The sequence below is a fragment of the Acidithiobacillus sp. YTS05 genome (assembly GCF_024396695.1).
Taxonomy (GTDB): Bacteria; Pseudomonadota; Gammaproteobacteria; order Acidithiobacillales; family Acidithiobacillaceae; genus Igneacidithiobacillus; species Igneacidithiobacillus copahuensis.
Genome location: NZ_CP094359.1, coordinates 2,475,311 through 2,500,995 on the forward strand (window position 1 = coordinate 2,475,311; position 25,685 = coordinate 2,500,995).

The 25,685-nt window shown below is 61.3% G+C and carries 29 protein-coding genes; 21 read left to right on the plus strand and 8 right to left on the minus strand.

The features are described from left to right. Position 1: 1 nt before the first annotated feature. From MQE22_RS12260 to pdxA, 5 genes are read left to right on the plus strand one after another with little or no spacing between them, the layout of a single operon-like run. On the plus strand, positions 2 to 655 hold the full coding sequence (locus tag MQE22_RS12260) for an MlaC/ttg2D family ABC transporter substrate-binding protein (RefSeq protein ID WP_215872937.1): 654 nt from the start codon (positions 2 to 4) through the stop codon (positions 653 to 655). Continuing rightward, the gene (locus MQE22_RS12265; protein WP_215872936.1) at positions 645 to 956 is read left to right on the plus strand and encodes an STAS domain-containing protein; all 312 of its coding nucleotides are present in this window, start codon (positions 645 to 647) and stop codon (positions 954 to 956) included. The genes MQE22_RS12260 and MQE22_RS12265 overlap by 11 nt, the downstream gene beginning before the upstream one ends. After that, a complete protein-coding gene (locus MQE22_RS12270; RefSeq protein WP_215872935.1) occupies positions 949 to 1,881 on the plus strand; it encodes an ABC transporter ATP-binding protein in 933 nt (310 codons plus the stop codon). Before MQE22_RS12265 ends, MQE22_RS12270 begins: the two co-directional genes overlap by 8 nt. Further along, entirely contained in the window at positions 1,874 to 2,137 is a 264-nt protein-coding gene (locus MQE22_RS12275; protein ID WP_215872934.1) for an RNA-binding S4 domain-containing protein, read from the plus strand. Before MQE22_RS12270 ends, MQE22_RS12275 begins: the two co-directional genes overlap by 8 nt. After that, positions 2,134 to 3,135 carry a 4-hydroxythreonine-4-phosphate dehydrogenase PdxA gene (pdxA, locus tag MQE22_RS12280; RefSeq protein WP_215872933.1) on the plus strand — a complete coding sequence of 334 codons (1,002 nt, stop codon included), beginning with the start codon at positions 2,134 to 2,136 and terminating at the stop codon, positions 3,133 to 3,135. Before MQE22_RS12275 ends, pdxA begins: the two co-directional genes overlap by 4 nt. Here pdxA and MQE22_RS12285 read toward each other — a convergent pair. Beyond that, on the minus strand, positions 3,132 to 3,686 hold the full coding sequence (locus tag MQE22_RS12285; RefSeq protein WP_215872932.1) for an HNH endonuclease: 555 nt from the start codon (positions 3,684 to 3,686) through the stop codon (positions 3,132 to 3,134). The genes pdxA and MQE22_RS12285 overlap by 4 nt on opposite strands. Before the next feature lie 65 nt (positions 3,687 to 3,751). Between MQE22_RS12285 and rsmA the strand changes: the two genes are divergently transcribed. Together rsmA and MQE22_RS12295 are read left to right on the plus strand one after the other, a co-directional pair. Beyond that, positions 3,752 to 4,570, plus strand: a complete 819-nt coding sequence (gene rsmA, locus MQE22_RS12290) for a 16S rRNA (adenine(1518)-N(6)/adenine(1519)-N(6))-dimethyltransferase RsmA (protein WP_215872931.1) — start codon at positions 3,752 to 3,754, stop codon at positions 4,568 to 4,570. Beyond that, positions 4,567 to 5,031 (plus strand): YbjN domain-containing protein, encoded by a 465-nt coding sequence (locus MQE22_RS12295; RefSeq protein ID WP_215872930.1) that lies wholly within the window; start codon positions 4,567 to 4,569, stop codon positions 5,029 to 5,031. Before rsmA ends, MQE22_RS12295 begins: the two co-directional genes overlap by 4 nt. On the opposite strand, the gene MQE22_RS12300 is transcribed toward MQE22_RS12295, so the two are convergent. Both MQE22_RS12300 and argS read right to left on the minus strand, forming a co-directional pair. After that, positions 5,000 to 5,800 (minus strand): SPOR domain-containing protein, encoded by an 801-nt coding sequence (locus MQE22_RS12300; RefSeq protein ID WP_215872929.1) that lies wholly within the window; start codon positions 5,798 to 5,800, stop codon positions 5,000 to 5,002. The genes MQE22_RS12295 and MQE22_RS12300 overlap by 32 nt on opposite strands. Positions 5,801 to 5,806: 6 nt before the next feature. Further along, the gene (argS, locus tag MQE22_RS12305) at positions 5,807 to 7,549 is read right to left on the minus strand and encodes an arginine--tRNA ligase (protein ID WP_215872928.1); all 1,743 of its coding nucleotides are present in this window, start codon (positions 7,547 to 7,549) and stop codon (positions 5,807 to 5,809) included. A gap of 103 nt (positions 7,550 to 7,652) precedes the next feature. On the opposite strand from argS, the gene MQE22_RS12310 reads away from it, so the two are divergent. Further along, on the plus strand, positions 7,653 to 8,558 hold the full coding sequence (locus tag MQE22_RS12310; RefSeq protein ID WP_215885409.1) for a mechanosensitive ion channel family protein: 906 nt from the start codon (positions 7,653 to 7,655) through the stop codon (positions 8,556 to 8,558). On the opposite strand, the gene MQE22_RS12315 is transcribed toward MQE22_RS12310, so the two are convergent. After that, positions 8,519 to 10,024, minus strand: a complete 1,506-nt coding sequence (locus MQE22_RS12315; protein ID WP_215885410.1) for an MFS transporter — start codon at positions 10,022 to 10,024, stop codon at positions 8,519 to 8,521. The two genes, MQE22_RS12310 and MQE22_RS12315, sit on opposite strands and share 40 nt — an antisense overlap. Positions 10,025 to 10,114: 90 nt before the next feature. Here MQE22_RS12315 and MQE22_RS12320 point away from each other — a divergent pair, with 90 nt between their 5' ends. Then, positions 10,115 to 11,056, plus strand: coding sequence for a LysR family transcriptional regulator (locus tag MQE22_RS12320; RefSeq protein WP_215885411.1), 942 nt, complete (start codon positions 10,115 to 10,117; stop codon positions 11,054 to 11,056). Here MQE22_RS12320 and prmB read toward each other — a convergent pair. From prmB to rlmJ, 4 genes are read right to left on the minus strand one after another with little or no spacing between them, the layout of a single operon-like run. Then, positions 11,014 to 11,919, minus strand: coding sequence for a 50S ribosomal protein L3 N(5)-glutamine methyltransferase (gene prmB / locus MQE22_RS12325; RefSeq protein WP_215872036.1), 906 nt, complete (start codon positions 11,917 to 11,919; stop codon positions 11,014 to 11,016). The genes MQE22_RS12320 and prmB overlap by 43 nt on opposite strands. A gap of 9 nt (positions 11,920 to 11,928) precedes the next feature. Further along, positions 11,929 to 12,690: an exodeoxyribonuclease III gene (locus MQE22_RS12330; RefSeq protein WP_215872037.1), complete on the minus strand. Its 762-nt coding sequence runs from the start codon at positions 12,688 to 12,690 to the stop codon at positions 11,929 to 11,931. Further along, on the minus strand, positions 12,691 to 12,966 hold the full coding sequence (locus MQE22_RS12335) for a DUF2322 family protein (protein ID WP_215872038.1): 276 nt from the start codon (positions 12,964 to 12,966) through the stop codon (positions 12,691 to 12,693). It lies immediately after the preceding gene. After that, entirely contained in the window at positions 12,963 to 13,784 is an 822-nt protein-coding gene (gene rlmJ / locus MQE22_RS12340) for a 23S rRNA (adenine(2030)-N(6))-methyltransferase RlmJ (protein WP_226830623.1), read from the minus strand. Before rlmJ ends, MQE22_RS12335 begins: the two co-directional genes overlap by 4 nt. A gap of 155 nt (positions 13,785 to 13,939) precedes the next feature. Here rlmJ and MQE22_RS12345 point away from each other — a divergent pair, with 155 nt between their 5' ends. The 12 genes from MQE22_RS12345 to zapD all read left to right on the plus strand — a co-directional run bounded on the left by MQE22_RS12345 (position 13,940) and on the right by zapD (position 25,665). Then, complete coding sequence (locus tag MQE22_RS12345; protein ID WP_215872040.1) at positions 13,940 to 14,533, plus strand: glutathione S-transferase family protein; 594 nt, start codon at positions 13,940 to 13,942, stop codon at positions 14,531 to 14,533. A 10-nt stretch (positions 14,534 to 14,543) separates the two neighbouring features. After that, a complete protein-coding gene (gene xth / locus MQE22_RS12350) occupies positions 14,544 to 15,317 on the plus strand; it encodes an exodeoxyribonuclease III (RefSeq protein WP_215872041.1) in 774 nt (257 codons plus the stop codon). Further along, positions 15,314 to 16,363, plus strand: a complete 1,050-nt coding sequence (gene hemH / locus MQE22_RS12355; protein WP_215872042.1) for a ferrochelatase — start codon at positions 15,314 to 15,316, stop codon at positions 16,361 to 16,363. The genes xth and hemH overlap by 4 nt, the downstream gene beginning before the upstream one ends. Continuing rightward, a complete protein-coding gene (locus MQE22_RS12360; RefSeq protein WP_215872043.1) occupies positions 16,360 to 16,845 on the plus strand; it encodes an FKBP-type peptidyl-prolyl cis-trans isomerase in 486 nt (161 codons plus the stop codon). Before hemH ends, MQE22_RS12360 begins: the two co-directional genes overlap by 4 nt. Before the next feature lie 13 nt (positions 16,846 to 16,858). Next, positions 16,859 to 17,995, plus strand: coding sequence for an anhydro-N-acetylmuramic acid kinase (locus MQE22_RS12365; RefSeq protein ID WP_255789761.1), 1,137 nt, complete (start codon positions 16,859 to 16,861; stop codon positions 17,993 to 17,995). Next, positions 17,989 to 18,843 carry a shikimate dehydrogenase gene (gene aroE, locus MQE22_RS12370; RefSeq protein WP_215872044.1) on the plus strand — a complete coding sequence of 285 codons (855 nt, stop codon included), beginning with the start codon at positions 17,989 to 17,991 and terminating at the stop codon, positions 18,841 to 18,843. The genes MQE22_RS12365 and aroE overlap by 7 nt, the downstream gene beginning before the upstream one ends. Beyond that, complete coding sequence (gene pilB, locus MQE22_RS12375; protein ID WP_215885412.1) at positions 18,819 to 20,519, plus strand: type IV-A pilus assembly ATPase PilB; 1,701 nt, start codon at positions 18,819 to 18,821, stop codon at positions 20,517 to 20,519. Before aroE ends, pilB begins: the two co-directional genes overlap by 25 nt. 7 nt (positions 20,520 to 20,526) lie before the next feature. Continuing rightward, a complete protein-coding gene (locus MQE22_RS12380) occupies positions 20,527 to 22,110 on the plus strand; it encodes a two-component system sensor histidine kinase NtrB (RefSeq protein WP_215872046.1) in 1,584 nt (527 codons plus the stop codon). After that, the gene (locus MQE22_RS12385; protein ID WP_215872047.1) at positions 22,107 to 23,471 is read left to right on the plus strand and encodes a sigma-54-dependent transcriptional regulator; all 1,365 of its coding nucleotides are present in this window, start codon (positions 22,107 to 22,109) and stop codon (positions 23,469 to 23,471) included. Before MQE22_RS12380 ends, MQE22_RS12385 begins: the two co-directional genes overlap by 4 nt. Next, positions 23,455 to 24,258, plus strand: coding sequence for a prepilin peptidase (locus MQE22_RS12390; RefSeq protein ID WP_215872048.1), 804 nt, complete (start codon positions 23,455 to 23,457; stop codon positions 24,256 to 24,258). The genes MQE22_RS12385 and MQE22_RS12390 overlap by 17 nt, the downstream gene beginning before the upstream one ends. After that, positions 24,255 to 24,851 carry a dephospho-CoA kinase gene (gene coaE / locus MQE22_RS12395; protein WP_215872049.1) on the plus strand — a complete coding sequence of 199 codons (597 nt, stop codon included), beginning with the start codon at positions 24,255 to 24,257 and terminating at the stop codon, positions 24,849 to 24,851. The genes MQE22_RS12390 and coaE overlap by 4 nt, the downstream gene beginning before the upstream one ends. 106 nt (positions 24,852 to 24,957) lie before the next feature. Beyond that, positions 24,958 to 25,665, plus strand: coding sequence for a cell division protein ZapD (zapD, locus tag MQE22_RS12400; protein WP_226827686.1), 708 nt, complete (start codon positions 24,958 to 24,960; stop codon positions 25,663 to 25,665). The last annotated feature ends 20 nt before the right edge of the window (positions 25,666 to 25,685 follow it).

Consider the following 25,685-nt stretch of genomic DNA (forward strand, 5'->3'; position numbering starts at 1 on the left):
CATGCACAAGATTCAGCGGGCGCAACCATTCTGGTTTCTGGCGGTGTTTCTGTTCTCGTTCCTGCTGGGACAGACCTCCTTTGCCGCGACAAGCGACGCACAGGCGGCTGCAGGCGTCGTCCAGAACATGACCCATAGCGTTCTGCAGATTCTGCAGAAGAATGAAGGAAAACCCGTCACTCCCGCACTCAAGAAAGAGGTAGCCGCGGCGATCATTCCGCATATCGATTTCAACACCATGTCGGCCTACGTGATGGCGAGCTACTGGCGCCAGATGGACGCTGCCCAGAAAAAGGAATTCACTGAGCTCTTCCAGGAATTGTTGGTCAAGACCTACAGCAATGCGCTGAACCAGTACCACGGGCAGGAGGTCCGGGTGGAGGGCAGCCAGCAAATTTCGCAGAATCCTCCGGTCGCGCAGGTCAACATGGACATCGAGCAGAGCCAGGGCAAAACCATCCCGGTCATCTACGCCCTGATCGAGAACCAGAACCAATGGAAGATCTACAATATTTACGTGGATGGGGTGAGCTTGGTCCTCAACTATCGTCAGGCCTTCGGCAATATCGCCGGACAACGGGGCATTCCCGCCCTTCTGCAGGAACTGAAACACAAGGTAGCGGATGCGGGAAGCAGCAACGCCCATGCCAGCTGAGGCAACCTGGGAGCGGGACAGTGGCGGCGGGTTGCTGCTATGCGGAGACTGGCGCCTGCGCCCCCTCGATCAGGTGCTGAGACGCGGTGCCGGGAGCCTTCTTCGGCAACGCTGGGAGTATCTGTCCTTCACCAAGGTCACGGCGCTGGATAGTGCCACGCTGGCCTTTGTTCTGGATTGGCAAAGTGCCCAGCGCGCCCTGGGCAGCCCGGCGGAACTCCGCGACCCGCCGCAGACGCTTCTCGATCTGGCAAAGTTGTATGGCCTGACGCAACTCTGGCAGGAAAATATCCATGCCTGAGGCGACGGCCGTCCACATTCGCAGTCTACGCAAGACCTATGGCACTGGTTTCCTTGCCCTTGCCGGCATCGACCTGGACGTCGCGCCAGGAGAGTTTTTTGGCCTTCTCGGTCCCAACGGAGCGGGCAAGTCCACCCTCATCAATATCCTCTCCGGCGTCGTGCACCGTTCCAGCGGCGTCGCGGAAGTATTCGGCTATGATGTCGAACGCCAGTATCGCCAGAGTCGGCAACTGCTGGGGGTGGTACCCCAGGAGCTGGCCTACGATCCCTTCTTTACCGTTCGCGAGTTTCTGCGCTGGCAATCGGGATACTTTGGCCTGCGCCGCAATGACGACTGGATCGATGAACTGATGGCCGAGCTGGACCTGACGGACAAGGCCGATACCAACCTGCGCGCACTCTCCGGCGGTATGAAACGCCGCGTGCTCATCGCCCAGGCGCTGGTACACCAGCCGCCAGTCGTCGTTCTCGATGAGCCGACGGCAGGGGTCGACGTGGAGCTGCGCCAGAGTCTTTGGCGTTTCGTGCGACGGTACAACAGTCTTGGCCATACCGTCATTCTGACAACCCATTATCTGGAGGAGGCGGAAGAGCTCTGTGAACGTATCGCCATCCTGCAACATGGGCAGATCATTGCCCTCGACCGAAAGGAGCGTCTGCTCGCCAAAAATCGACGCAAACGCACGCTGACCCTCGAATTTGATCGCGACCCCGGGGAGTTGCCCAGTGGCCTCAATGAGGTGCTGTTGGGAGCCAATGGCAATACTCGGGTCCTGCAGGTCGACGAAGTATTGCACCCGATGAGCGAAGTGCTGCACATCCTGCAGGGACTGCCCGCCCAGATCATCGATCTGCACCTGCAGGAGCCCCGTCTGGAGGAGGTCTTTACCGACCTCTTGCAAGAGGCCCGTAGCCATGGCTGAGGGCCAGCGCCTCGACCTGTTTTTGAAGATGTCGCGTCTGATCAAACGACGCAGCGTCGCCAAAGCCCTCTGCGATGCCGGACGGGTGCAGATCAACGGGCGCACTGCCAAGGCGGGATCATTGGTGCAAGCGGGCAATCGCCTGCGCCTGGACCTACCGCAAGGTATGGTTCAGGTGGAGGTAGTGCGCCTGCCCATGCGGGTGGAAGGGCCGGATGGGGTGGTCAGCATCCTGAGCACAGCGGAATCCACATGAGTCAACCGCGACTCCTGCTCAACGTCGGCGAACCCGCGGGTATCGGACCGGATCTTTGCGTTGCCCTCGCGCAGCATGCGTTGCCGCCTCTGGTGTTGATTGGCGACATCGATTGCCTGCGCCACCGCGCCCTGCAACTCGGGATTCCAGTGGCACTGGAGCCCTGGGATCCCGACATGCCCTGGCCCGCGGACCGGCATGTACTGGCCGTTTGGCCGGTCCCACTCGCACGCCCCTGTCGCGCCGGACAGCTTGATCCGGCCAATGCGCCTGCCGTTCTGGAGGGACTGGAACGCGCCGTATCCCTGCTGCAAGCCGGACTGGCCGACGCGCTGGTTACTGGCCCGGTGCATAAGGGCGTGATCAATGACGCGGGCATCCCCTTCAGCGGCCACACCGAATATCTGGCCGCCCGCTGTGGGCAAAGCGAGGTATTGATGCTGTTGGCGGGGCGCGGACTGCGCGTCGCCCTGGCGACCACTCACCTCCCTCTGCGGGACGTTGCCGCCGCCATCAATGCCGACGCTCTGGAACGCAGCCTGCGCCTTTTGCAGCAGGGTTTGCAGCAGGATTTTGGCCTGGCAGAGCCACGCATCCGTGTTACGGGACTCAACCCCCATGCGGGCGAGAGTGGTCACCTGGGACGCGAGGAGATCGAGGTCATCGCACCGGTGATCAACAAACTGCAGAGCGAAGGTTGGGCCATCACTGGACCCTGGCCCGCCGATACGCTTTTCACACCGCGCTTTCTGGAGGACACCGACGCCGTACTGGCGATGTACCATGACCAGGGCCTGCCAGTGCTGAAATATCATGCCTTCGGCGAGGCCGTAAACATCACCCTTGGCTTGCCGATCGTGCGTACCAGCGTCGATCATGGTACTGCCTTGGAATTGGCGGGCACGGGCCGGGCCGAGATCCACAGCCTGCTGCATGCCATTCAGGTAGCCGCGGAAATCGTGCGCCAGCGCCGCCTGAACAGGACGCCGGAGGCCTAGAAGACGTGCTGCCGCGAGACCGGTACCTGCGCCAGCAGGAATTCCATCTGGTCGGCGAGAATCCGGCGATTACTGAGCAGCAGGTACTCCGCCCAGGTAGGAGTGAAAGGTACGGCCAGCAGAGGCATGTTGGCCTCCTCCGGCGTGCGGTTGTCCTTGCGACTGTTGCACCAGCGGCAGGCGGTGACGACGTTGGTCCAGACATCCCGCCCCTTGCGCGACAGAGGTACGACATGATCACGGGTGAGATCTCGTTGCGGAAAGCTGCCGCCACAGTAGAGGCAAAGATGGCGGTCGCGATGAAACAGGGTAGGGTTATTGAGGGCCGGGGGACGAATCTTACCCTGATGCCGCCCACGCACTGCGATCAGCGGGTGGATATCGAGCAGGGAGATTTCCCCACTGTGCCGCGACGTGCCACCATGTGCGGTGAAAAAAGGATCTCCCAATGTCCAGGCAACATTGCCGCGGGCATAATGGGCAGCAGCTTCTTCCCAGGTTTCCCAAGCCATGGGGCGGCCGCTGACGTCGAGACGAAGCACGAGATGCATTGGCTTTCCGTTGCTTAGCGCCCACTGGGGGCGTCAAGCCAATATACCATGAAGGACGGCAAGAATTGCAAGTAGCAAAACTGCCCCAGGCAAAAAAGCGTTTTGGTCAGAATTTTCTGGTGCAGCCGGCGATCGTCACCCGCATCGTGGCGGTTATCGCGCCGCGCCCAGGCGACGCTCTCGTCGAGATCGGACCCGGACCGGGCGCTCTGACCCAAGCACTGCTGGCAGCACAAGCGGCTGCTACGCGCCCTTTGCGGGTCATCGAGCTCGACCGCGATCTTCTGCCCAATCTGCACGCCTTGGCCCCTGCCGAGCGCCTGCAGGTGATTGCCGGCGATGCCCTGCAGGTCGATTTTGCCCGTCTTGCCGCGGAGGCAGGCGAGCCCCTGCGGGTGGTCGGCAATCTGCCCTATAATGTCTCTACACCTCTGCTGTTTCATTTGCTGGCGCAGAAGGACGCGATTGTCGACATGCATTTCATGCTGCAAAAAGAGGTAGCCGATCGTCTGGCCGCCGGCCCCGGTAGTTCCGCCTATGGCCGCCTGTCGCTGATGGTCCAGGCGCAAGCCCGAGTAGAGCTGCTGTTTCCCGTAGCCCCCGGCAATTTCCGTCCGGTGCCCAAAGTAGACTCCGCCTTTGTCCGCCTCAGCCCCTACCGCCCCTCTCGTTTGTTGCCAGAGCTCTTGCCGCATTTCAGCCGGGTCGTCAGCCTTGCCTTTGCGCAACGACGCAAGACGCTAGCCAATAACTTCAAGGGCGTTCTCGATGGCGCTATGCTGGAGGCCTTGGCCATTGCCCCCTCGGCCCGCGCCGAGACCCTGGATTTTGCAACTTTTGTTCGCCTCGCCGAGGCACTCGCGCAGAAAGGAGCGACATCGTGAAGCATCTGGAGGCCGCTGAGGCCTTGTTTCGTCATCTTGGCTGGAACGCCAAGACCCTACAGGACTATCCGGTCATCACCTGTGCCGTGGCGGTACCCAACGGTACCCTGGACGTATTCTGTCATGTCCATGCCGAGCTGGAGCGAATCCTGTTCTATGTGCGACCGCAGGGTCTGGAGCTTCCCGCGGCACGCCTACCAGCCGTCGCCGAATTTTTGACCCGGGCCAACTATGGACTCCCGCTGGGGAATTTCGAGCTCGACTGGGAAGATCTGGAACTGAACTGCAAGAGCAGCGTGCAGGTCCCGGAGTCCTGCGTCAACGCCGGATTACTGCAGGGGTACCTTCTGTCGGCGGTGGAGACCTGCAATCACTACCTTCCCGGCCTGCGGGCAGTGGCCGAAGGCAAGCAGAGCGCCGCGGCGGCGATCAAGGCGCTGGAGGTGCCGACGGCACACTGAGGGCAGGGCTGACGGGCTGCAACAGGGGGGTTACCCCCATGCCGCGAATCTTTGTCAGAGCCGCCTGTGCATCGGCGGGAGAGGCGTAGCGGCGGGTGAATACCAGGTAGTAGCTGGCACCGTCATTGCCGCGCAGCTTTTGCAGATAGCTGGGGATGCCGAGCAGTTCCAGACGTTCCCGGATCACTTGTGCGCCAGCCAGATTATTCAGCGCCCCCACCTGTATGCGCACTGGCACTCCGGCAGCTGCGCTGCTGGTCGGCGCGCTGGGGATGCCCGGCCCACTGCCGAGAATATCCGCGGGAATATCCACCTTCATTTGTGGCAGTATGCGGTAAAAGTTGAAGTGCACGGTACTCTGCGTGGAAGCGGTCGCACTGCTGACGGGGGCGGCGACGGCGTTGTTCTGCGCAGCCGCTGTGTTGTTCGAAGATTTCGCTGCCGCAATGGTGCTACTCACGGAGAATGCCGGCCGTGTCGCAGGGGAGTTGGCAGAGCTCGTCGGGCGCTTGGCAACGCTGGGGAGCAGGCCCAGTTGGCCACTGGCCATGGGCAGGCTGGCCACCCACCACCAGACCGCACCACTAAGCAGCAGGAAGGCGATCAGCAGCAACCAGATCCAGCCATGACCAGATCGGCGCGGGACGGGGGCGATGTCGACATCGTCATCCGTTTCTGCCGCTAGCGGAGCGGGCTGCGCGCGCGGAATGGGAGGGCGATGCTCTTCTGCTGGCGGCTGGCGGCTGCTATGGCCCTTGTAGTCACGCATTGTCGATTACATCTTCTCCGGCGCCGAAACCCCGAGCAGGGCCAGACCATTTGCGAGGGTCTGTGCGACCGCGTCGGCAAGACTCAGGCGCGCGAACCGCAGCGCATCCTCTTCCACCAGGACGCGGGTAGCGTTGTAGTAGGTATGAAAACTTGCCGCTAACTCTTTGAGATAGAAAGCGATCTGATGCGGCTCGCGAGCCCGGGCCGCAGCGGCCACCTGCTCGGGAAAACGCCAGAGCCGATCCGCAAGCTCCAGTTCGCGTGGGTCCGCAAGACAGGCCAGATCGGGACACTGGGTGGGCAAAGACAGCCCTCGTTCCAGCGCCTGGCGCCGCAAGGAATGTACCCGCGCATGGGCATACTGAATGTAAAAAACCGGATTTTCCTCGGAGTGCTTGGTCGCCAGCTCCAGATCGAAATCCAGGTGCTGATCGGCGCGCCGCAGTACGTAGAAAAACCGTGCCGCATCATTTCCCACTTCTTCGCGCAACTGGCGCAGGGTGACGAACTCGCCAGCGCGGGTGGACATCGATACCTTTTCCGTACCGCGATAGAGAATGGCGAACTGTACCAACAATACTTCGAGGGCGTTCGCATCCGCGCCGAGGGCCTGCAAACTCGCTCGCACACGCGGGATATAGCCGTGGTGGTCGGCACCCCACATATCGATGAGCTGGGAGAAACCGCGCGTGCCCTTTTCAAAGTGATAGGCAACATCGGAGGCAAAATAAGTATAAGCGCCATTTTCCCGTTGCAGTACCCGGTCCTTGTCATCACCGAAATCGGTAGAACGAAACCACAGGGCGCCCTCGGCACGGTAGCAGTGTCCACCCTCTTCCAGCCGCGCAATCGCGCGCTCCACCGCGCCCTGCTCCATGAGGGAACGCTCGGAATACCAATTCTGGTAGACGACACCGAACTCGGCGAGATCGTCGCGAATGTCCGCGAGGATTTCCTGCAGGCCTGCAGCATGCAATCTTCCATAGGCTGCAGCCCCCAAAACATCCTTCAAATGGGCAATCAGCTGGTCGATGGCCGCGTCGCCATCGGTAATGGCGGACAGATCGGGCATGTTCTTGGACGCAAATGCCAAGGCACCGCCCTCCCTCGCCAAAAGATGCGCGGCGATCTCGCGGACATAGTCGCCCCGGTAGGCACTCTGCGGGAAATCCCAGGGCAGGCCATGACCTGCAGCCTCGAGGTAACGCAGATAGACACTGGCGGCAAGGATATCCATCTGCCGTCCGGCGTCGTTGACGTAGTACTCGCAAAAGACGTCATAACCGCAAAAACGCAGGATCTCTGCCAAACTGGCTCCGTAGGCGGCGCCCCGACCGTGCCCGACGTGCAAAGGGCCGGTAGGATTGGCGGAGACGAATTCCAGATGTAAGCGCTGGCCGCTACCCAGATTCTGTCGCCCGAAATCCCGCCCCTGCTCCAGTACCTCAGCAATTACGGCGTGGAAAGCAGCTGGCCGCAGAAAAAAATTGAGGAAGCCCGGGCCCGCAATCTCCACCCGCTCGATCCAGGGCGACTCGGGTAGGGCGCCGAGAATACTAGTGGCGAGATCGCGGGGCTTTTTGCCCACGCCCTTGGCAAGGAGCAGCGCGACATTGCTGGCTAGGTGACCATGCTCCGCCTGGCGCGGACGGTCGAAGTCCAATTGGGTAGGGACATCCTGTAGCAAGCCTTGCTGCTGCAGGGCCTGCAAGGCCAGCAAAAGGGGTTCGGCAACGAAGTTTTTCACAAAACAAACCTTGAGCAAAAGGAATTTTTGCTGCAGTGTACTCCAAGCTGCCCCTTTCGTCAGGGGCTACGGGCTATTTGGGGAATGCTGTGAGAACGTACCTGTGAAACAACTGGAAGGCATCTGGACCTGGTTCCTCTCGCCAATCCATTTCCCGGGCGGCATTGCCATCGAACCGGTGCGGATTGTTGAACTCATCATCGTTCTGATCTTCCTGTGGTGGGGTGCGCGTTGGTTGCGCAAAGCGACCCGTATTCTGCTCAGTCGGCGTCTCGATCCCTCTTTGGCCTATGCCATCTCCCGCATCGGCTACTACTTCGTTCTCGCCTTCGGCGTCCTGATTGCCCTGCAGAGCATGGGTGTCAACCTGAGCAGCCTATCGATCCTGGGCGGCGTGGTCGGCGTCGGGCTGGGTTTCGGTCTGCAAAATATCTTCAGCAATTTCGCCTCCGGCCTCATTATCCTCATCGAGCAGAGCATCAAGGTCGGCGATTACATCCAGCTCAAGGAAAATGGCCTACACGGCGCGGTGGTCCATCTGGGGGTGCGCTACACCCAGGTGCGTACCAATGACAACGTCGATATTCTGGTACCCAATTCCCAGTTCATCAACGGCGAGGTCATCAATTGGAGCCTCAGCGACAATACCATGCGCCTGCACATCCCCTTCCGCGTCCCCTATGGCACCAACCGCGAGGCGCTGCGCGAACTGGTCATTGCTGCCGCGCACCAGTCGGAGCATACCCTGGATGTGGACGGTAAAAAGCCGAATCTATGGATCAGCGCCTTTGGTGAGGCAGGCTATGATTGCGAGATGATCGTTTGGGTCGCGCGCAATGCCCTGATGCGCCCCGGCGGCACCCGCGCCGAATACCATTGGTTACTGGCCGAGGCACTGGAGAAGGCAGGCATCGAGATTCCACGTCCGCGTCAGGAGATCAGCTTTGCTCGATCTGATACTGCCAAGGTCTACGCCGAAGAGCTTTCCCGCTCCACTTCTTCGACATAGCTGTTTGCGGCGGTAGCTGCCAGCCGCCGTGGGGAGATGAGGAAGAGGTAGGCCACTGCCGCAGCGGCCAGGGCGATCCACATCGACAGGCGCAGCAGATTGTCGAGACTCAAGGTGGCAGTCAGGCTCTGTAAATGCTGAACGAGCACTGGCAAGGGCAGGCCCGGCAAGGGCTGCACGTCGGCGCGCATATTGGACTGTGCCAGGGCCGTGCCACGGGTCCAAAAGACCTCCAGCAGGGTCACGCCGATATTGGCACTGAAGACGCGAATGAAGTTGCTAGTGGTGCTGGCGGCGGGAATTTCTTCTTTTTCCACTCCAGAGAGAATGAGGAGAGTGAGGGGCACGAAAAGCGCGCCAACGCCCAGGCCGAGCAGAAAGACGGGCCAGAAGAGATCACCCAGACTCATCATCGGACTGAGATAGGCGGTGCCGTAGGCAAGGGCAAAAAGCAGAAAACAGGCGCTGGCCAGACGCCGCAGCCCCAACAGCCCATGCAAGCGATCCATCAGGATCGAGAGGGGTACCGCGGCGAGACCGATGGGAATGAGGATACTACTGCCCCACCAGCCATTGAAGCCGAGGTTTTCCTCCGCCCAGAGCGGCAGCAAGGATGCCCAGCCCATGAACAGTGCCCAACCGAGGCAGAGCAAAAGCAGGCCAAGCCAATAATTACGCTGGCGCAGATAGTGAAAACGCAGGAGGGGATGGCGAGCAGTCGCTTCGCGCCAGGCGAAGAGAGAAAGGAAGGCAATAGCCATCAGACTGGTGCGCAAGATGAAACGCGAATGCCACCAGCCGTATTGCTCGCCATTGTCGAGAACGATCTGCAAGGCCATCAGACCGGCATAGAGAAGGAGAAAGCCGGGAAGATCGAAGCCTGGCGGTCGTGGTCCGCGCTCTTCGCGAATCTGTCCACTGCCGATCCAGGCGGCGAGGAGCCAAAAGGGGACCGACAGAGCAAAGATCCAACGATAACCCGAGGTGACCGCGAAATAACCGCCAAGGGCCGGCCCGATAAAAAAGGGCACCAGCATGGCGTTACTCCACAACACCATAACCAGCCCGTGCTGCGTTGCCGGGCTGGCCCGCAGAAACAAGCTTTGGCTGAGGGGCACCAGCAAACCCGCCGCCATCCCTTCCATCGCGCGGCTGAGGAGCAAAATCCAGAGGTTGCCGGTACTGGCGCTGATCACGCTGCCCAGGGTGGCCAGAGAACAAGCGCCCAGAAATACCTGCCGCGCGCCAAAACGGGCATGGGTCCACGGCATCAGGGTAATGCCCACCGACCAGTTGACAATGAAATACGTCAGCGCCCACAGCGCGTGGTCGCTGCTGGTAGCAACACCGCCGGCAATATAGGGAAAGATGCCTTGCACCGCAGCGCCGTCGAAAGACCCCATTGCAAGCCCCAGGCCCACACCGAGAAACAACATCCACGGCATTGTCTCGCTGCGCTGCGTCATCGCTCTCCCCAAAACTGGTCTAGGCAACGGTAGCGCTGCGTCTTATATTGGTCCAATGGAATTGTTTTGCGTTATTGATCGGGATTTTCAATGAAAATATCCCCAGAAGATCTGCTGAGTTTTCTCGAGGTAGCAGAACAAGGCGGTGTTGCGCAAGCCAGCGAGCGACTACATCGCAGTCAACCGACCATCTCCGGCCGCCTGCAACGGCTCCAGCACATTGTCGGTGAGCCCCTGTATCTGCGTGAGGGACGGGGCATTCGCCTCAGCCCCGCGGGTGAGGCGCTGGTTCCCCTCCTGCGCAGTCTGCGCGGCGACCTGCAGCGTATCGAGGACTGGGTCAGCCGCCGCCAACAACAGCAGGAAGGCCAGCTCCGCATTGCTGCCAGCAGTACCGTCGCCAACTATTTTTTGATGGAACACCTGGCGCGCTTTCGCAGTCTCTACCCCGGTGTCGAGCTCCGTCTGCAGACCGGATCCCTGGCCTGGGAAGACTGGAACTGGAAGGATTGGGATCTGCTCTTTACCGAAGAGGCCATAGCACCAGAGCAGCTACCCGAAGACTTCTGCCAGAGTCCCTGGCGCGAGGACGAACTGGTGGCGATCCTACCCTTGCAACACCCTTGGGTGCTGGCGGGAAAACAAAGTGCCACCTGGACCGAGATCTTGCAGGAACCCATTGTCTGGCGCGAGCCACATTCCGGCATTCGCCGGCGCGTTGCGGCGGCGTTGCGCGCCGCTGGGCTCAAACCCACGTACACGGTCGAGGTCACGGGGGTGGAGGCGCTGCGCGAGGCCGTAGCCGCCGGTCTCGGCATTGGTTTTGCCTCGGTCGAGGCCCTGGATAAGGTACGTTGGCCCTTGGCCTCCCTGCGTCTGGAACCTCCGCGCGGGTTATTCTGGACCTTGTATCTGGTACATCCGCAGCTGGTCTTTGCCTCGCATGCCCTGCGCGCCTTTCTCCAGCTGCTTGCGCCGGCGGGCGTCGCTCACTGCGACGCTTCGTCGACGAGGAGCAGGCAGGCGCCGTAGCCGCCCGCCGGATGTTCCAGCCAAATCAGGGGAAGATCCGGATATTGGCTCAGCAAAGCCTCCTCCGCATCGCCGGTCTCCAGGGCCAGAATCCCGCCGGGGCGCAGATGGGCTGGCGCTTCTCGCAGTATGGGCAACAGGCAATCCAGACCGTCGTCGCCAGCGGCCAGGGCCAGCCGGGGCTCATGGCGATATTCCGGCGGCAGTTCTGCCATGGCCGCGGCATCGACATAGGGTGGATTGCTGACGATCAGGTCGTAGCGCCGCTCCGCCAGCGCGCTAAAAAGATCGGACTGCTGCAGCTGTACCCGCGCGGACAGACCATGCAACGCGACATTGTGCCTGGCCACCTCCAGGGCAGCGGGGGAAATATCGACGGCATCGACTTGTGCCTCGGGAAAGCGCTGCGCCAGGGCAACGGCCATGCAGCCGGAGCCGGTGCCGATCTCCAGAATCCGCCCTACCCGCTCCGCCTGCAGCCAGGGAGCAAAGCCTTCCTCGATAAACGGTTCGAGCAGGCTGCGCGGGATCAGGACCCGTTCATCGACAAAAAAGCGCAGACCGGCAAACCAGGCCTCCTGCAGGATGTACGCCGTGGGCCGGCGCAGGATCTCCCGCTGATAGAGGGCATCGAGTACCGCGTCGCGCTCGCTGGCGGTGAGCCTGGCTGCCCGCATCTCCGGGAGCTCCTCCGGCTCCAGGGCCAGGCGCCGGGCGACCAGGGCAGCGGCCTCGGCCTGCGGGGTCTGGTACCCCTGACTGCAATCGATGCCCGCCCGCGAGAAGCGGCTCTGCCCATAGCGCCAGAAATCCTCGATACTCTCCAACCCTGCTGCGAGTTCCCGATATTGCTGCCAACGCATGGCGTTCTCCTAGTCGATTTCCAGCCAGACCGGGCAGTGGTCCGAACCCAGGACCTCCGCAGCGATTCCAGCGCCGCGCATGCGCGGCAACAGGCTGCGATGTACCCAAAAGTAGTCCAGGCGCCAGCCGACATTCCGCTCCCGCGCCGCGGTACGCTGACTCCACCAGGAGTAGCACTGCGTTTCCGGATGCAGGTAGCGAAAACTGTCCACCCACCCGGCGGCCTCCCAGCGATCGAGCCAGGCCCGCTCCTGCGGCAAGAAACCGGAAATTTTGGCATTCTCGGCGGGCCGGGCGAGATCGATGGGGTTATGGGCAGTGTTCACATCACCGCAAAATACCACCGGACGCCCAGCTGCCACCCGTGCCTCTATCTGGGCGAGGAAGTCGGCGTAAAAATCGAGCTTGTAGGCCAACCGTTCGGCGTCTTTTTTGCCATTGGGGAAATATATGTTGTAGAGATCGAAGTCGCCGCAGTCATGGACCAAAACGCGCCCTTCCCGGTCATAGCGGGGATTCCCCAAGCCGCGCTGCAGCAAGGGGAAGTCGGCGCGGGCGAAGGTGGCAACACCGCTGTAGCCGGCACGCTCGGCGACAGCCCAGTCACCCCGATACCCCGGCAACTCACGCTCGTTTTCCGTGAGTCGTTCTGGATCTGCCTTGGTCTCCTGCACACAGAGAAGATCGGGTTGGCTTTCCGCGACCCAGTCCCGCAAGCCTTTACGCAAGGCCGCCCGCCAGCCGTTGACGTTCCAGCTATACAGGCGCATTCAGCGCTGTACCCGCACGGCGAGAAATTCTCCGCGCTCCAGCACGCCCTGTAGCAACGCCCGGGCGTCTGTGGCCTCTGCCACCGCCGGCAATTCTGCCAACGTTTCGCGTGCGCCGCTGGGACTGATGACACCATGACGGAGGGCGAGCTGATAGAGCACCTGGATGGACAAGCGGTTACCGGGCCGCTGCGGCAGAGACAATTGTAACTCTGCCTTGGGTCCGCCATAAAAATGCAGGGTGTGGATCTGATCGACTGGGGGCAACGGATTCATGTCCTTTTCTTTCCTGTGCTTTCACCTGGGGCGTGCAGACGACGGGCGACCTGCGGCAAGCCACGCAGCTGTACCGACCACTCCCCCTGCAGGGCAAGCAAGGGCCCCATACGACTCAAGGCCGCAGCCAGGGGCTCAACGAAACCCCACACCGGCCGCAGGATCAGGAGCCCGGAACCGCGCAGGCGCTCCTGCCCGGCGTCCGCTTCCCAGAGCAGCTCTACGCTCTGTAGTGCCGTCTGTGCCTGCAACTGCAACAGCAAACGCGAAATCTTACCGCGGATCTTGATAGGGTACCACACCAGAAAACTCGCCAGCGGCCAGTGCTGCAGCGCCGCAATCAAGGCTTCCGCCAATAACTCCCATTCCTTTGCCGCCTCGAAGGCGGGATCGACGAGGACCAGACCCCGCCCCGCCGCCGGCGGCGCCGGCCGACGCAGGAACTGATAGGCGTCCTCCTGGAGAATGCTCGTCTGTCCCCGACCGACCAGCGCCTCGCGCAGCTCCTGCGCGATTTCCGGCACCTTTTCGAGCAGGAAGAGAGGGTCCTGGGGACGCAGCAGGCGGGCGGCGAGGAGCGGCGAGCCGAGATAGTGCTGCAACTCCTTGCCGGGATTGTCTGGCAGCAGGAGATCGAGCCAGGGACGCAACTCCGCCAGCTCCCGCCGCTGCGGCCAAAGCCGGTGGATGCCGTCCTTGGCCTCGCCCTCCGCAGACACGGCATAGCGACCAGCACCAGCATGGGTATCGACAAAATACAGGGGCCGATCTTTCCGCAGCAGCTGCGTCAAGGCCAGCACCAGGGCCAGATGCTTCATACAATCGGCAGCATTGCCCGCATGAAATTGATGTCTATAGTTCATACTGACGGATGGTGCGACATTCCTGTACGCGTGGGAAGGGCCGCGCACTTGGCTTGCTGGCGGGCATTGGTCATCATAGGGTCAAGCCCATTGCGCAAAGGAACCCTGCCATGCGACTCCTCAGCACGCCCACCAGCCCCTACGCCCGCAAGGTCCACATCGCCCTGCGGGAAAAGAATCTCCCATGCGAGATCGAAATTGTCGATCTGCGCGATCCGGAACATGCCGGCAAGGAACAAAATCCGCTGGGCAAGATCCCCATCCTGCTCTGCAACGACGGCGAGGCGATCTATGATTCCGCGGTCATTCTGCAGTACTTGGAGCTATTGCATCCGCAACCGCCCCTGCTCCCCAGCGATCCCATGGAGAAGATCCGCTGCCTGCGCCTGGAGGCCCTGGCCGACGGTATCATGGACGCGACCATTGCCTGGGTGCAGGAGCATCGTCGCAGCAAGGATTGTCAGGATCCGGGTCTACTGAAGAAGCAGCGCGGCAAGGTACAGGATGGTCTCGCCTTTCTGCAGACGCAAAGCCGGGATTGGAGCCCGGACAGCCCTCTCGATCTGGGCCGAATCGCGGCGATTGCTGCCATTGGCTACGTCGATCTGCGCGCCCCCGAGCTGCTCGTCCCCTATGCCGACCTGCACCGCTGGTATCAATCCCTGCGCGACCGCCCCAGTGTCGCCGAAACCACCCCACAATGAGCCTGTCCGCGTGAAAATTGCCAGCTGGAACGTCAACTCCCTGAAGGTACGCCTGCCGCAGGTGCTCGACTGGCTACAGGCGGAAGAAGCAGACGTACTTTGCCTGCAGGAAACCAAACTCACCGATGAACGGTTTCCCGTGCTAGCGCTGCAGGAGATCGGCTATCAGAGCCTGTACCACGGACAAAGCACCTACAATGGCGTCGCCATCCTCAGTCGTTTGCCGCTGCAGGATCCGCGTTGCGATTGGCCGGATGGCAGTGACGGCCAGGCACGCATCTGTGCTGCCAGCATCGGCGATTTGCGCATCATCGATGTCTACGTGCCCAATGGCCAGGCCGTCGACAGCGACAAATATCGCTACAAACTCGCCTGGCTCGCGCGCCTGGAAGGGCTGCTGCGCGAGGAGTTGCAGCAATCGCCCAATCTGCTGCTGCTCGGTGACTTCAACATCGCCCCCACTGACCTGGACGTCCACGATCCCGTTGCCTGGGGCGAGGACATCCTCTGCTCGCCGGCCGAACGCACCGCCCTGCAGCGACTTTTCGATCTGGGACTCATCGACCTCTTTCGCCACCAGCATCCAGAAACGCGCGCCTGGAGCTGGTGGGATTATCGCGCTGCCGGCTTTCGCCGTGACATTGGTCTACGCATCGATCTGCTCCTGGGCAGCAAAACCCTCTTACCCCGTCTGCAGGAAGTGCACATCGACCGCGCCGCGCGGGCGGCAGAACGCCCCTCGGACCATGCCCCGGTCTGCCTCACTCTGAAGGAATCCGTATGATTGGTATTCTCTTGGTCAATCTGGGTACCCCTGAGGCGCCCACTACCCCGGCCGTACGACGCTACCTCCGCGAGTTTCTCAGCGACCCCCGGGTGGTGGAGATCCCGCGCATCCTCTGGTGGCCCATCCTCAACGGCCCCATCCTGTTGACGCGACCGGCCCGCTCGGCGCGCGCCTACCGCAGTATCTGGCTGGATGAAGGTTCGCCACTGCTCGTGCATAGCCAGAATCTGGCCGCGGGCTTGCAGCAACAATATGATTCCCGCCAGCCGGGCACTGTCCTGGTGCGTCTGGCCATGCGCTATGGGCAACCTTCCGTGGCCACGGGACTGCGTGCCCTGCGCGATGCCGGCTGCGAAAAGATCGTCGTGGTGCCGCTGTACCCACAGTATTCCGCCACCACCACGGCAGCGATCTTCGATGCCGTAAGCGCCGAACTGCGCAACTGGCGCAATCTTCCCGAACTGGTCTTTCTGCGCGACTGGCACCAGCATCCCCGCTATATCGATGCCCTTGCCCGCTCAGTGCGCGCGCACTGGGAACAGAACGGCCGTCCAGATCGTCTGCTGCTGTCCTTCCATGGCCTGCCGGCGCGTAATGTCGCCCTCGGCGACCCCTATCGCGCGGAATGCGAAAGGACCACGGAACTGCTGATTAACGCCTTGGGACTGCAACCAGAGCAATGGATACAGACCTTTCAAAGCCGTTTTGGTCCGGCGCGCTGGCTCGAACCCTACACCTCGGTCACGCTGCAGGAACTGGGCAAGGCCGGCGTCGGCCGGGTGGACTGCCTCTGCCCCGGATTTGTGACCGACTGCCTGGAAACGCTGGAAGAGATCGCCATCGGCGGCAAGGAGATCTTTCTCCATGCGGGGGGCGAACAACTGCATTATATCTCCTGTCTCAATGCCGATACTGCGTGGATCGCGGATTTTCGCGCCATCCTCGATGAACGTATTCCCTGGGATGACAAGCTTTTGCGCAGCCCAGCGGCAACGGCTACACTGCCGTTGGAAAATCCACCCACGAAGGAAGCTGCGCCATGAAGATCGCCAAGGACTGCGTTGTCACCCTGGACTACACCCTGACCGACGAGGACGGTGAAATCCTCGATAGCTCCGAAGGCGACGAGCCTTTGGTCTACCTGCATGGCCATGGCGACATCGTGCCGGGGCTGGAACGCGCCCTCAATGGTCATCAGGTTGGCGATCAGGTCGAGGCGGACGTGAGCCCGGAAGATGGCTACGGCGATTGGGACGAAGACCTGGTCGACGTCGTGGGCAAGGAAGATTTTGACGATCCCGAAGAACTCGAGGTCGGCGCGCAGTTCGAGGTCGACACCGACGAGGGCGTACGGATCGCCACAGTGATCGAGATGGAGGGGGAAGACATCACCGTAGACCTCAATCATCCCCTGGCCGGCATGAACCTGCATTTTGCCGTCAAGGTGCTCGATGTACGCGCCGCCAGCGCCGAGGAGCTCGCGCACGGCCACGTGCATGGTCCGCACGGACACGAGCACGACTGATCAGGGAGCGCTCTTGCGGATCCTGGGGATGATGTCCGGCACCAGTGCCGATGGCATCGACGCCGCTCTCCTGGAATTTTCGGCCCTGAGTGCGGGGGAGTTCCGCGGTCATTGGCACTCCCCCTATCCGCCAGCATTGCAGGAGCGCCTGTTTCGCCTGCAGGAGGGTGACGCCGCGCGCCCGCTCCTAGCCATTGATCGGGAGATTGGGCGATTGCATGGCGAATTTGCGCAGCAAATTCTTGCCTCTGGGGTGCAATTCGATCTGCTTGCCCTGCATGGGCAAACCGTCGCCCACCAGCCCGATGGACCCGACGGCTACACCTGGCAGATCGGCTCTGCCTATGAGCTCGCACAGGCAACCGGCTGCAGCGTGGCCCATGACTTTCGCCGTGCCGACCTCGCAGCCGGTGGACAGGGCGCGCCCCTGGTACCCCCCTTTCATGGCGCGCTGCTCGCCACGGAGCGGCCCCTGCTGGTCCTGAATCTCGGAGGCATGGCCAACCTGACCTGGATTCCTGCACGGGGCAGTGAAGGGAGGATCCGCGCCTTCGATACTGGTCCCGGCAATGTCCTGATCGATGCCGCAGTGCAACTCCTGAGCGACGGAAAACTGCGCTATGACGCCGACGGCGCCTGGGCGGCACAGGGTCGAGTGCAGGAGAACATGCTACGGGAGTGGCTTGCCCTCGACTACTTTCAACGGCCACCACCCAAGAGCACCGGACGGGAGCTCTTCAATGCCCGCTGGATAGAGGCACAATGGTCGGTTTGGCAAAGCGGGAAAGCGGACTTTCTCGCGAGCCTCTGCGCCTTGACCGCCCGCAGCATCGCCCAGGCGGCGCAGCGCTGGCTGCCGTCGGCGGCACGGATGCTGGTTTTTGGCGGTGGCGCCTGCAACCGTACCCTGCTTGCGAACTTGCAGACCGCGCTGCCGGATGTGGCGGTGGAAATGGGTGAACAGGCGAGTGGAATCCCCAGTGCTGCCATGGAAGCCCTGGCCTTCGCCTGGCTGGGCGGACAGTGTCTGCTCGGCCGTCCGATTGATCTGCACGGGGTTACCGGGCAACGGGAGGCGGTCGTTCTCGGTAGCTTGTATCCAGGGAGAAACTGGTCCCAGGTTCTGCACTTGCGGGAGCAACTATGCTGACGCCCAGTGGTGGAGCCATGGTCTGCGGCATTATTGGCGATCCCGTGCAGCACAGTCTGTCCCCCTGGATGCAGCGGCAGTTTGCCGAACAACTGGGATTGGATTTTCTGTACGCGCCTTTTCCCGTCGCTACAGAGCATCTGCCCACTGCCCTTCGCGGGCTACAGGCGCTCGGAGTGCGCGGCATCAATGTCACTATTCCGCACAAAGAGGCGCTGCTGCCATTCGTCGATGAGCTCTCGCCGCGGGCTGCTGCCATCGGTGCCGTCAACACCCTGCTCTTCGAGCACGGGCGCATTCTCGGCGAAAACACCGATGTCACCGGTTTTGCCCGCTCCCTGCGCCGCCATGCCGGCACGATCAGCGGCCCCAGCCTGGTGATTGGGGCGGGCGGGGCGGCGCGGGCCATTCTCCACGCCCTGGCGGGGGAAGGCGCCACTCCCATCTACCTGGCCAACCGCACTCTGGCCCGCGCCGAGGCCCTGGCAACCGAGTTTCCGACCCTACCCATCCGTCCGCTGGCTCTTTCCCGCACGGCCATCCAACCACACTTGCGCAGCATCCAACTACTGGTGAATACCAGTAGTCGGGGTCTGCGTGGCGAAGGTCACCCGGAAATCGATCTGCAGCAGATGCCTGCATCCGGCATTGTTTGTGATATCGTCTATAAACCCTTGCAGACCCCCTTGCTGGTGGCGGCCAAGGTTCATGGGCTGCGTTGTGTGGACGGCCTGGGCATGCTGGTGGAGCAGGGGGCGGAAAGTTTTCGTATCTGGACCGGTCAGTTGCCAAACGCCGGAGCTGTGGAGGAAATCCTGCGGACATGGCTGCAAACCCCGAAGCGATAACCTTGACCCCCCTTTTGCGTGGACTGGTGGGGGCAGGCCTGGCGGATGAGAGCGCTCTCCGTGCCCTGCTGAACGATCCCGCGCGCGGCAAGCAGCCGTTGCTTCCTTTTCTGGTCGAAAAGAAAGCTATCTCGGCAAGCGCCTTGGTGGAATATCTCGCCGAACGCTACAAGATGCCGATGCTCGATCTGGCGGCCATACAACTGGACGAAACCGTCATTCATCGCATCGACCGCGCGCTTCTGGAGCGCCATCAGGTCCTTCCCATTTCTCTGCATCGCGATACGCTGTATCTGGCGATGGCCGACCCCACCGATGTCAAGGCGACCGAAGACATCCGCTTCAACGCTGGCGGCCTGCAGATCAATCCCATCCTGGTCGAGGCCGACAAGCTGGCCAAGGCGGTTGCGGAATTCTCCGGCGGATTCAAGAATCAGCTGGAAGAATTCTTCGCCCCCGATGACGCTCAGCAAGAGCAGGATGAATTTGATCTGGCCGGCGATGCCCGCGGAGAGGATGCCCCCGTTGTGCGCTTTGTCCAGCAGCTCCTCCTCGATGCAATCCAAAAGGGCGTATCGGATATTCACATCGAGCCCTACGAACGGGATATTCGTGTGCGCTATCGCCTCGATGGCGTGCTGCAGGACATGCTCCACCCCCCGATCGGCCTGCGCGATGGCATCACCTCTCGCTTGAAGATCCTTTGTCGTCTCGACATTTCCGAGCGGCGCCTGCCCCAGGACGGACGCCTGCGGGTTCGCGTTCCCCCGGCAAGAATCATCGATTTCCGCGTCTCTTTCCTGCCGACCAATTTCGGCGAGACCATTGTCCTGCGTCTGCTCGATCCGGCCAGCTCCAAGGTGCCCATCGAAGCGCTGGGTTTCCTGCCGCAACAATTGCGTGCCTTCGACGATGCCATCCACCGGCCCTACGGGATGATCCTCGTTACCGGTCCGACCGGATCCGGCAAAACCACGACCCTGTACACTGCGCTCAACATTCTCAACACCGGCGATGTCAACATCAGCACGGCGGAGGACCCGGTAGAAATCCCCGTCTACGGCATCAACCAGGTGAACATCAACGAACGCATCGGGCTCAACTTTGCCGCGGCGCTGCGCTCGTTTCTGCGTCAGGACCCCGATGTGATCATGGTCGGTGAAGTCCGCGATCTGGAAACCGCCGAGACTGCGGTAAAGGCGGCCCAGACCGGACACCTGGTGCTCGCCACCCTGCACACCAATGACGCGCCGCAAAGCCTCACCCGACTGGAAAACATGGGGATTCCGACCTACAACATCGCTGGCAGCGTGCATCTGGTCATGGCACAGCGCCTGGTGCGGAAGCTTTGTGTCGCCTGTAAAAAGCCCGAAAAAGTCCCGGAGGCCGCGCTGTTGGAAGCCGGCTTCACCGCCGAGGATCTCCCCGGTCTGCAACCCATGGGGCCGGTCGGCTGCGAGCAGTGCAACGGCGGCTATCGCGGCCGTATGGGCCTGTATCAGGTCATGCCTATCAGCGAGGCCATGCGCGAGGTCATTCTGCGAGGGGGATCGGCAATGGACCTGTCCCGCCAGGCCGCGGCGGAAGGCATTCTCAGCATGCGCCAATCCGGACTATTGCGGGTCAAAGAAGGCATAACCAGTCTTGAAGAAGTCCTTCGCGTCACCAACCTCTGACGGTACCATGCAAGCTGACAACCAGCATCGCCTCACGATGGGGGTTTGGGGCCTCGCCCTTTCGCGCCTTCTGGTAAGTACCGCTCTCGTCCTGATCAGTACGCTATCCAGCAAGACCCTGATCCTCGAGCCTGCCGGGCCAAGCGCTGCGGTTCGCGATACCAGCGTCATCGCCCTCCTCTGGAGTCTGGGTATTCTCTTCACATTGCAGTTGTGGCCAGGTTTCTGGCAGGAAAGAAAGAAGCTTTTTATCAGCAGCATCGATATGGCGTTGGTTCTGACCCTTTTTGCCCTCACTGGCGGGTTATCCGGAACCCTCGTTATACTTCCTCTGTTGCTGCTCATTGCCAATGCCTATCAGTTGCGCGGCAAAGCGGCCCTCGCCTTTGTCTGGATCCTGATCCTGTTCATTTTTTTGCTCAGCGGCTGGCAGGAGATTGAATGGTTTTCTAGCCGCACGCTGATGTATCTGGTTGCTCTGCTCACCGTTGCCTTTCTTGCCGACAACCTCGTGCGTAATCGCGAGCGTGCGGCCATCTGGAATGCCGCCAGAGAACAGGAAATTCTCGATTTAAACGCTCTGAATCAAGAAATCATTCAACAAAGTGATGTCGGGATTCTGGTCCTCGACCGGCAGCATCGCACGTTATTCAGCAATCCCGTTGCCCGCGCCATGATCAACCTGCCGCAGGATTCTGGATTCCCGGAAGCGCTCGATCTGTTGCGCCCGGAGCTGGCAGACTTCCTCTACGCCAAAGCGCCGCAGAGCGAGAAGGAACTGGTTCTTTCCGCAGCGGATGGCGGCAAACGGAGTTTTTGGGTGCAGAGTATTCCACTTCCGAATACCCCATATACGATCCTAACATTACGCGATGCAACGATTCTTTGGGAACGACAACGGGAAATACAGATGGCGGCACTGGGGCGGCTCGCGGCGAACATTGCGCATGAGATTCGCAATCCGCTCAGCGCCATTCGCCATGCCGCACAACTGTTGGGGGAACGGGCACTGAAGGAGAGTGAAAGCCGCCTGCTGAGCATCATCGATCGTGAGTCGCAGCGTCTGAACCGCATCGTCGACTCCGTGCTGGAAATGGCGCGCCCGCGGGCGGCCCACCCGGAACCCATTGCTCTCAGCGCCTGGTTGCCGGTAGTCCTGAATCAACTACGCGAGGATCCGTTGCTAAGAGATCTTCAGGTGAAACTCGATATCCCCAATAGTCTTCCCCTGGCCAGCTGTGATTCAGAGCAACTTCAGCAAATTTTCGCCAATTTGCTGGTGAATGCGGCGCGCTACGGGCAAGGCGAAAACCATATCCGGCAAGTGGATATTTCGGTTGCGGCTTTCCGTGACCCGGAAGAACTGGAAATCCGCGTGCGCGATCACGGCCCGGGTATTCCCGAAGAAAACCTGGAGCGTATTTTTGAACCCTTTTTCACGACGGAATCCCAAGGCACAGGACTGGGCCTGCCTTTGGTGCGCGAATTGCTCCGTGCCAACCACGGGGATATTGGCGTCCAGAATCATCGTAACGGTGGTGCGGAATTCTGGTTCCGGCTGCGGGAGTGGAATCTGGGTACACCGTTATGAATGAGAAGGCCGCTTCCTGGGCGCTAGTCCTGGATGATGAACAGACGATTACAGAACTACTCGATATCACCCTCGCGGAGATGGGCTTTTCCGTGCAGGTTGCGCACGATCTGCGCGGCGCACGCGAGGCCCTCGAACTGCATAGCTACGCGTTGTGCCTGACTGACCTGCGTTTACCGGACGGCAGTGGGCTGGACTTCGTCCGGCATATTCACCGCCATGCACCGCAAGTTCCCGTTGCCGTCATCACCGCCTATTCCTCCACGGAGGGTGCGGTGGAAGCCATGCAGGCCGGCGCCTTCGACTTCATGACCAAGCCTATCGACCTCAAACGTCTGCGCCGCCTGGTCGAACAGGCACGGGCGCTGGCCGTGCTGACGCCCGACGGAGCCAACAACGGGATCGAACGCCTGGTAGGCGACAGCGAAGCGATGCGCGCCTTGCGCCAGCAGATCCAACTCTTGGCCCGCAGTAATGCACCGGTCTTCCTGACGGGCGAATCAGGTACTGGCAAAGAGCTCAGTGCGCGCGCCATACACGACGCGGGGCCACGCCGCGACAAACCCTTTATTGCGGTGAACTGCGCGGCCATTCCGGAAGGACTGCTGGAAAGCGAGTTGTTCGGCAGCGAGAAGGGGGCATTCACCGGCGCCAACCAGAAGCGCGAAGGCCTCTTTCTTGCCGCCGATAGCGGCACCCTGTTTCTCGACGAAATCGGTGACGTCCCTATGGCGATGCAGGTGAAGCTGTTACGCGCCCTGCAGGAGCGCAGTATTCGACCGATCGGTGCGAGCAGCGAAGTTCCTGTCGATATCCGTCTGATCACCGCCACCCATCGGAATCTGCAAGAGATGGTCCATGCTGGCACCTTCCGCGCGGACCTCTACTACCGCATTCATGTGGTACCCCTGCAGATTCCCCCTCTACGGCAGCGCCAGGGAGATATTCCTCTGCTTGTCGCTGCCCTCTTGCGCAAAATCGCCCAACGCCAGGGGAAGGCCCCACCGAGTATGGAAGCAGGTGCTCTCCACTGGCTTGCGCAACAACCCTTTCCCGGGAATGTACGGGAGCTGGAAAACCTCCTGGAACGCGCCTTCGCCCTCCATGCAGGGGCGGAGATTACGCTGCAGGATCTGAGCGCGGAGGGCACGATCCGTCCCGCGCAGATGCCCAGCATGGCGCGTCTTTCCCCCCTGGCAGAGCGACTGCAGAGCGCCGAGCAGGAATTTCTGCGCGCGCAGCTCGCGGCTGCCCGGAACGATGTGACGATCTGCGCCCAAAACCTGGGCATCGGCCAACGCTCGCTGGCCCTGCGTCTGCAACTCTGCGAAAAGAGAGGCCCACATGCCGACAATACTTGAGCCTCTGGCCTGGACACTCGTCGCCATCATCGGCCTTCTGGTCGGCAGTTTTCTGAACGTGGTCATCCATCGCCTGCCGCGGCAGGAGTCGATCGCATTCCCCGGCTCCCATTGCCCGAGCTGTGGGCATGCGTTGCGTCCCTGGGACAATATCCCCCTGCTCAGCTGGCTGCTCCTGCGTGGTCATTGTCGCTACTGTCAGGCCCGCATCTCCTGGCGCTATCCCCTGGTCGAGCTTGCTGCCGCGTTGCTGGCGCTCCTCGCCGCAGCGGTCCTCGGCTGGCGTGGACAACTCCTGCCCGCACTGATTCTGCTCTGGGCCTTGCTCGCCCTGACGCTCATCGACCTCGAGACCCACCTTCTCCCTGATCGCATCACCAAACCGGGCATGCTCCTCGGCCTGCTCGTCAACGCCACGGCCTTTTTCAGTCCGGATTTCGCACTGACCCGCCCCCTCGACGCCCTCCTCGGCCTACTGCTTGGCTACGGACTGCTGCGCGGTCTGGCAGAAATCTATCTGCGTCTGAGCGGACGGGAGGGCATGGGGCATGGCGATTTCAAGCTGCTGGGCATGATTGGCGCCTGGCTGGGCTGGCAGGATATGTTTCTGGCGCTGTTCATCGCCGCCCTGAGCGGGGGACTGGTGGCGATCGTCTTCCTTGGCATCGGCAAGGGCCGCGATTACGCCATTCCCTTTGGTCCCTACCTCGCTCTGGGTGGAGCGATCCTGCTGCTCTGGCCGCAAGCCGTGATCGAGCAATTCCTGCATCTGGCCGCTCCGGGATGAGCCGTCGTATCGGCGTGACGGGCGGTATTGCCTGCGGTAAGAGCCTCGCTGCGGATTTTCTCCAGTTGCTGGGGGCGAAAATTCTGGATGCTGATTTGTTTGCGCGCGAGCTGGTGGCTCCTGGTCATCCCAATCTCGAACGGATTGCCAAGCATTTTGGTGCGCGCATCCTGCATGCGGATGGCAGTCTGGATCGCGCGCAGCTGCGTCAAATCATTTTCTCCGACATCCAAGCCAAACAGTGGCTCGAAGAACTATTACACCCGAAAATCCGGGAACGCTTTCTGGCGGAAAGCACCGCGATTGGCAACCAGGACCCCGCGGCGACCATTCTCTGGGTCGTACCCCTCTTGGTGGAGAACCGTTACGCAGAGCTTCTAGACGGAGTGTTGCTGATCGATTGCCCCGTCTCGCTGCAGATCGAACGCTTGGCGCAGCGGGGTTGGGATCTGAAGACGGCGCAGGCCGCGATCGCGCAACAGATCCATCCCGAAGAACGCCGTCTGGTTGCTACCTGGATCCTTCCCAACGGGAAATCACCAGCCGATTTACAACTCGATTTGCAACGCTGGTGGCAAGCCCTGCACCCATAAGGCTTTTTGCTTCGGGACGAGGCTTGTGGCACTCTCGAACAAGAAATTTGGAAAGAAAATTGTGATGGCACGATACGAGACTGCTCTACAAGAGAGGACAAGGTCTTTGCTACGCCTGGAAACTCTGTTCCACTGTCTGGATCAGGATTTTTCAGCGCCAGAGAGCCTGCGCGCCCTGCTACGGACCTTTCTGGAACTCCTCGATTTTTGCCAGCGACCCGAGTTGCGCGTGGATCTGCTTCTCGAGCTGGACCGCATGATCCAGGCCTTGCATGCATGGAAGGAGTCGCAGCTGGTCGATCAAGGCGCGCTGAGCGCCTGGGAAGATCGGCTGCACGCACAGCAGCAGGCCTTGCGTAGTGGCCCGCAAAACTTCGCCGAGGGCTTGCGACACCAAGAACTGTTGCAACTGGCGCGGGGACGCCAGGCCGTGGCTGGCGGCCTCAGCGGCGCCGATCTACCCTTGCTGGCTTTTTGGGAGCAACAGGAGCCGGCCTTTCGCGTCGCACAGATGCAACGCTGGCGTGCCCACTTCGACCTGCTAGAAGACAGTGCCGCAGTCATCCTGCTTTTTCTGCGGGAATCCCTCGATTGGAGTTTCCAAAGCGCGGAACATGGACGCTTTGGAACACCACTCAACCCGAGACAACCCGTTTCCCTCCTGCAGATCGAAGTGCAGACACCCGAAATCTATCCCAAAATCAGCGGTGGCATGCATCGCTTGCACATTCAATTTCTGCAATGGATGGACCCCGGACCAAGCCGCGCGCTAGAATCCACCATCCCATTTCGTCTGGCGCTCAGCGCCTGTTGAACCCTGCCAAAGGATCTCCC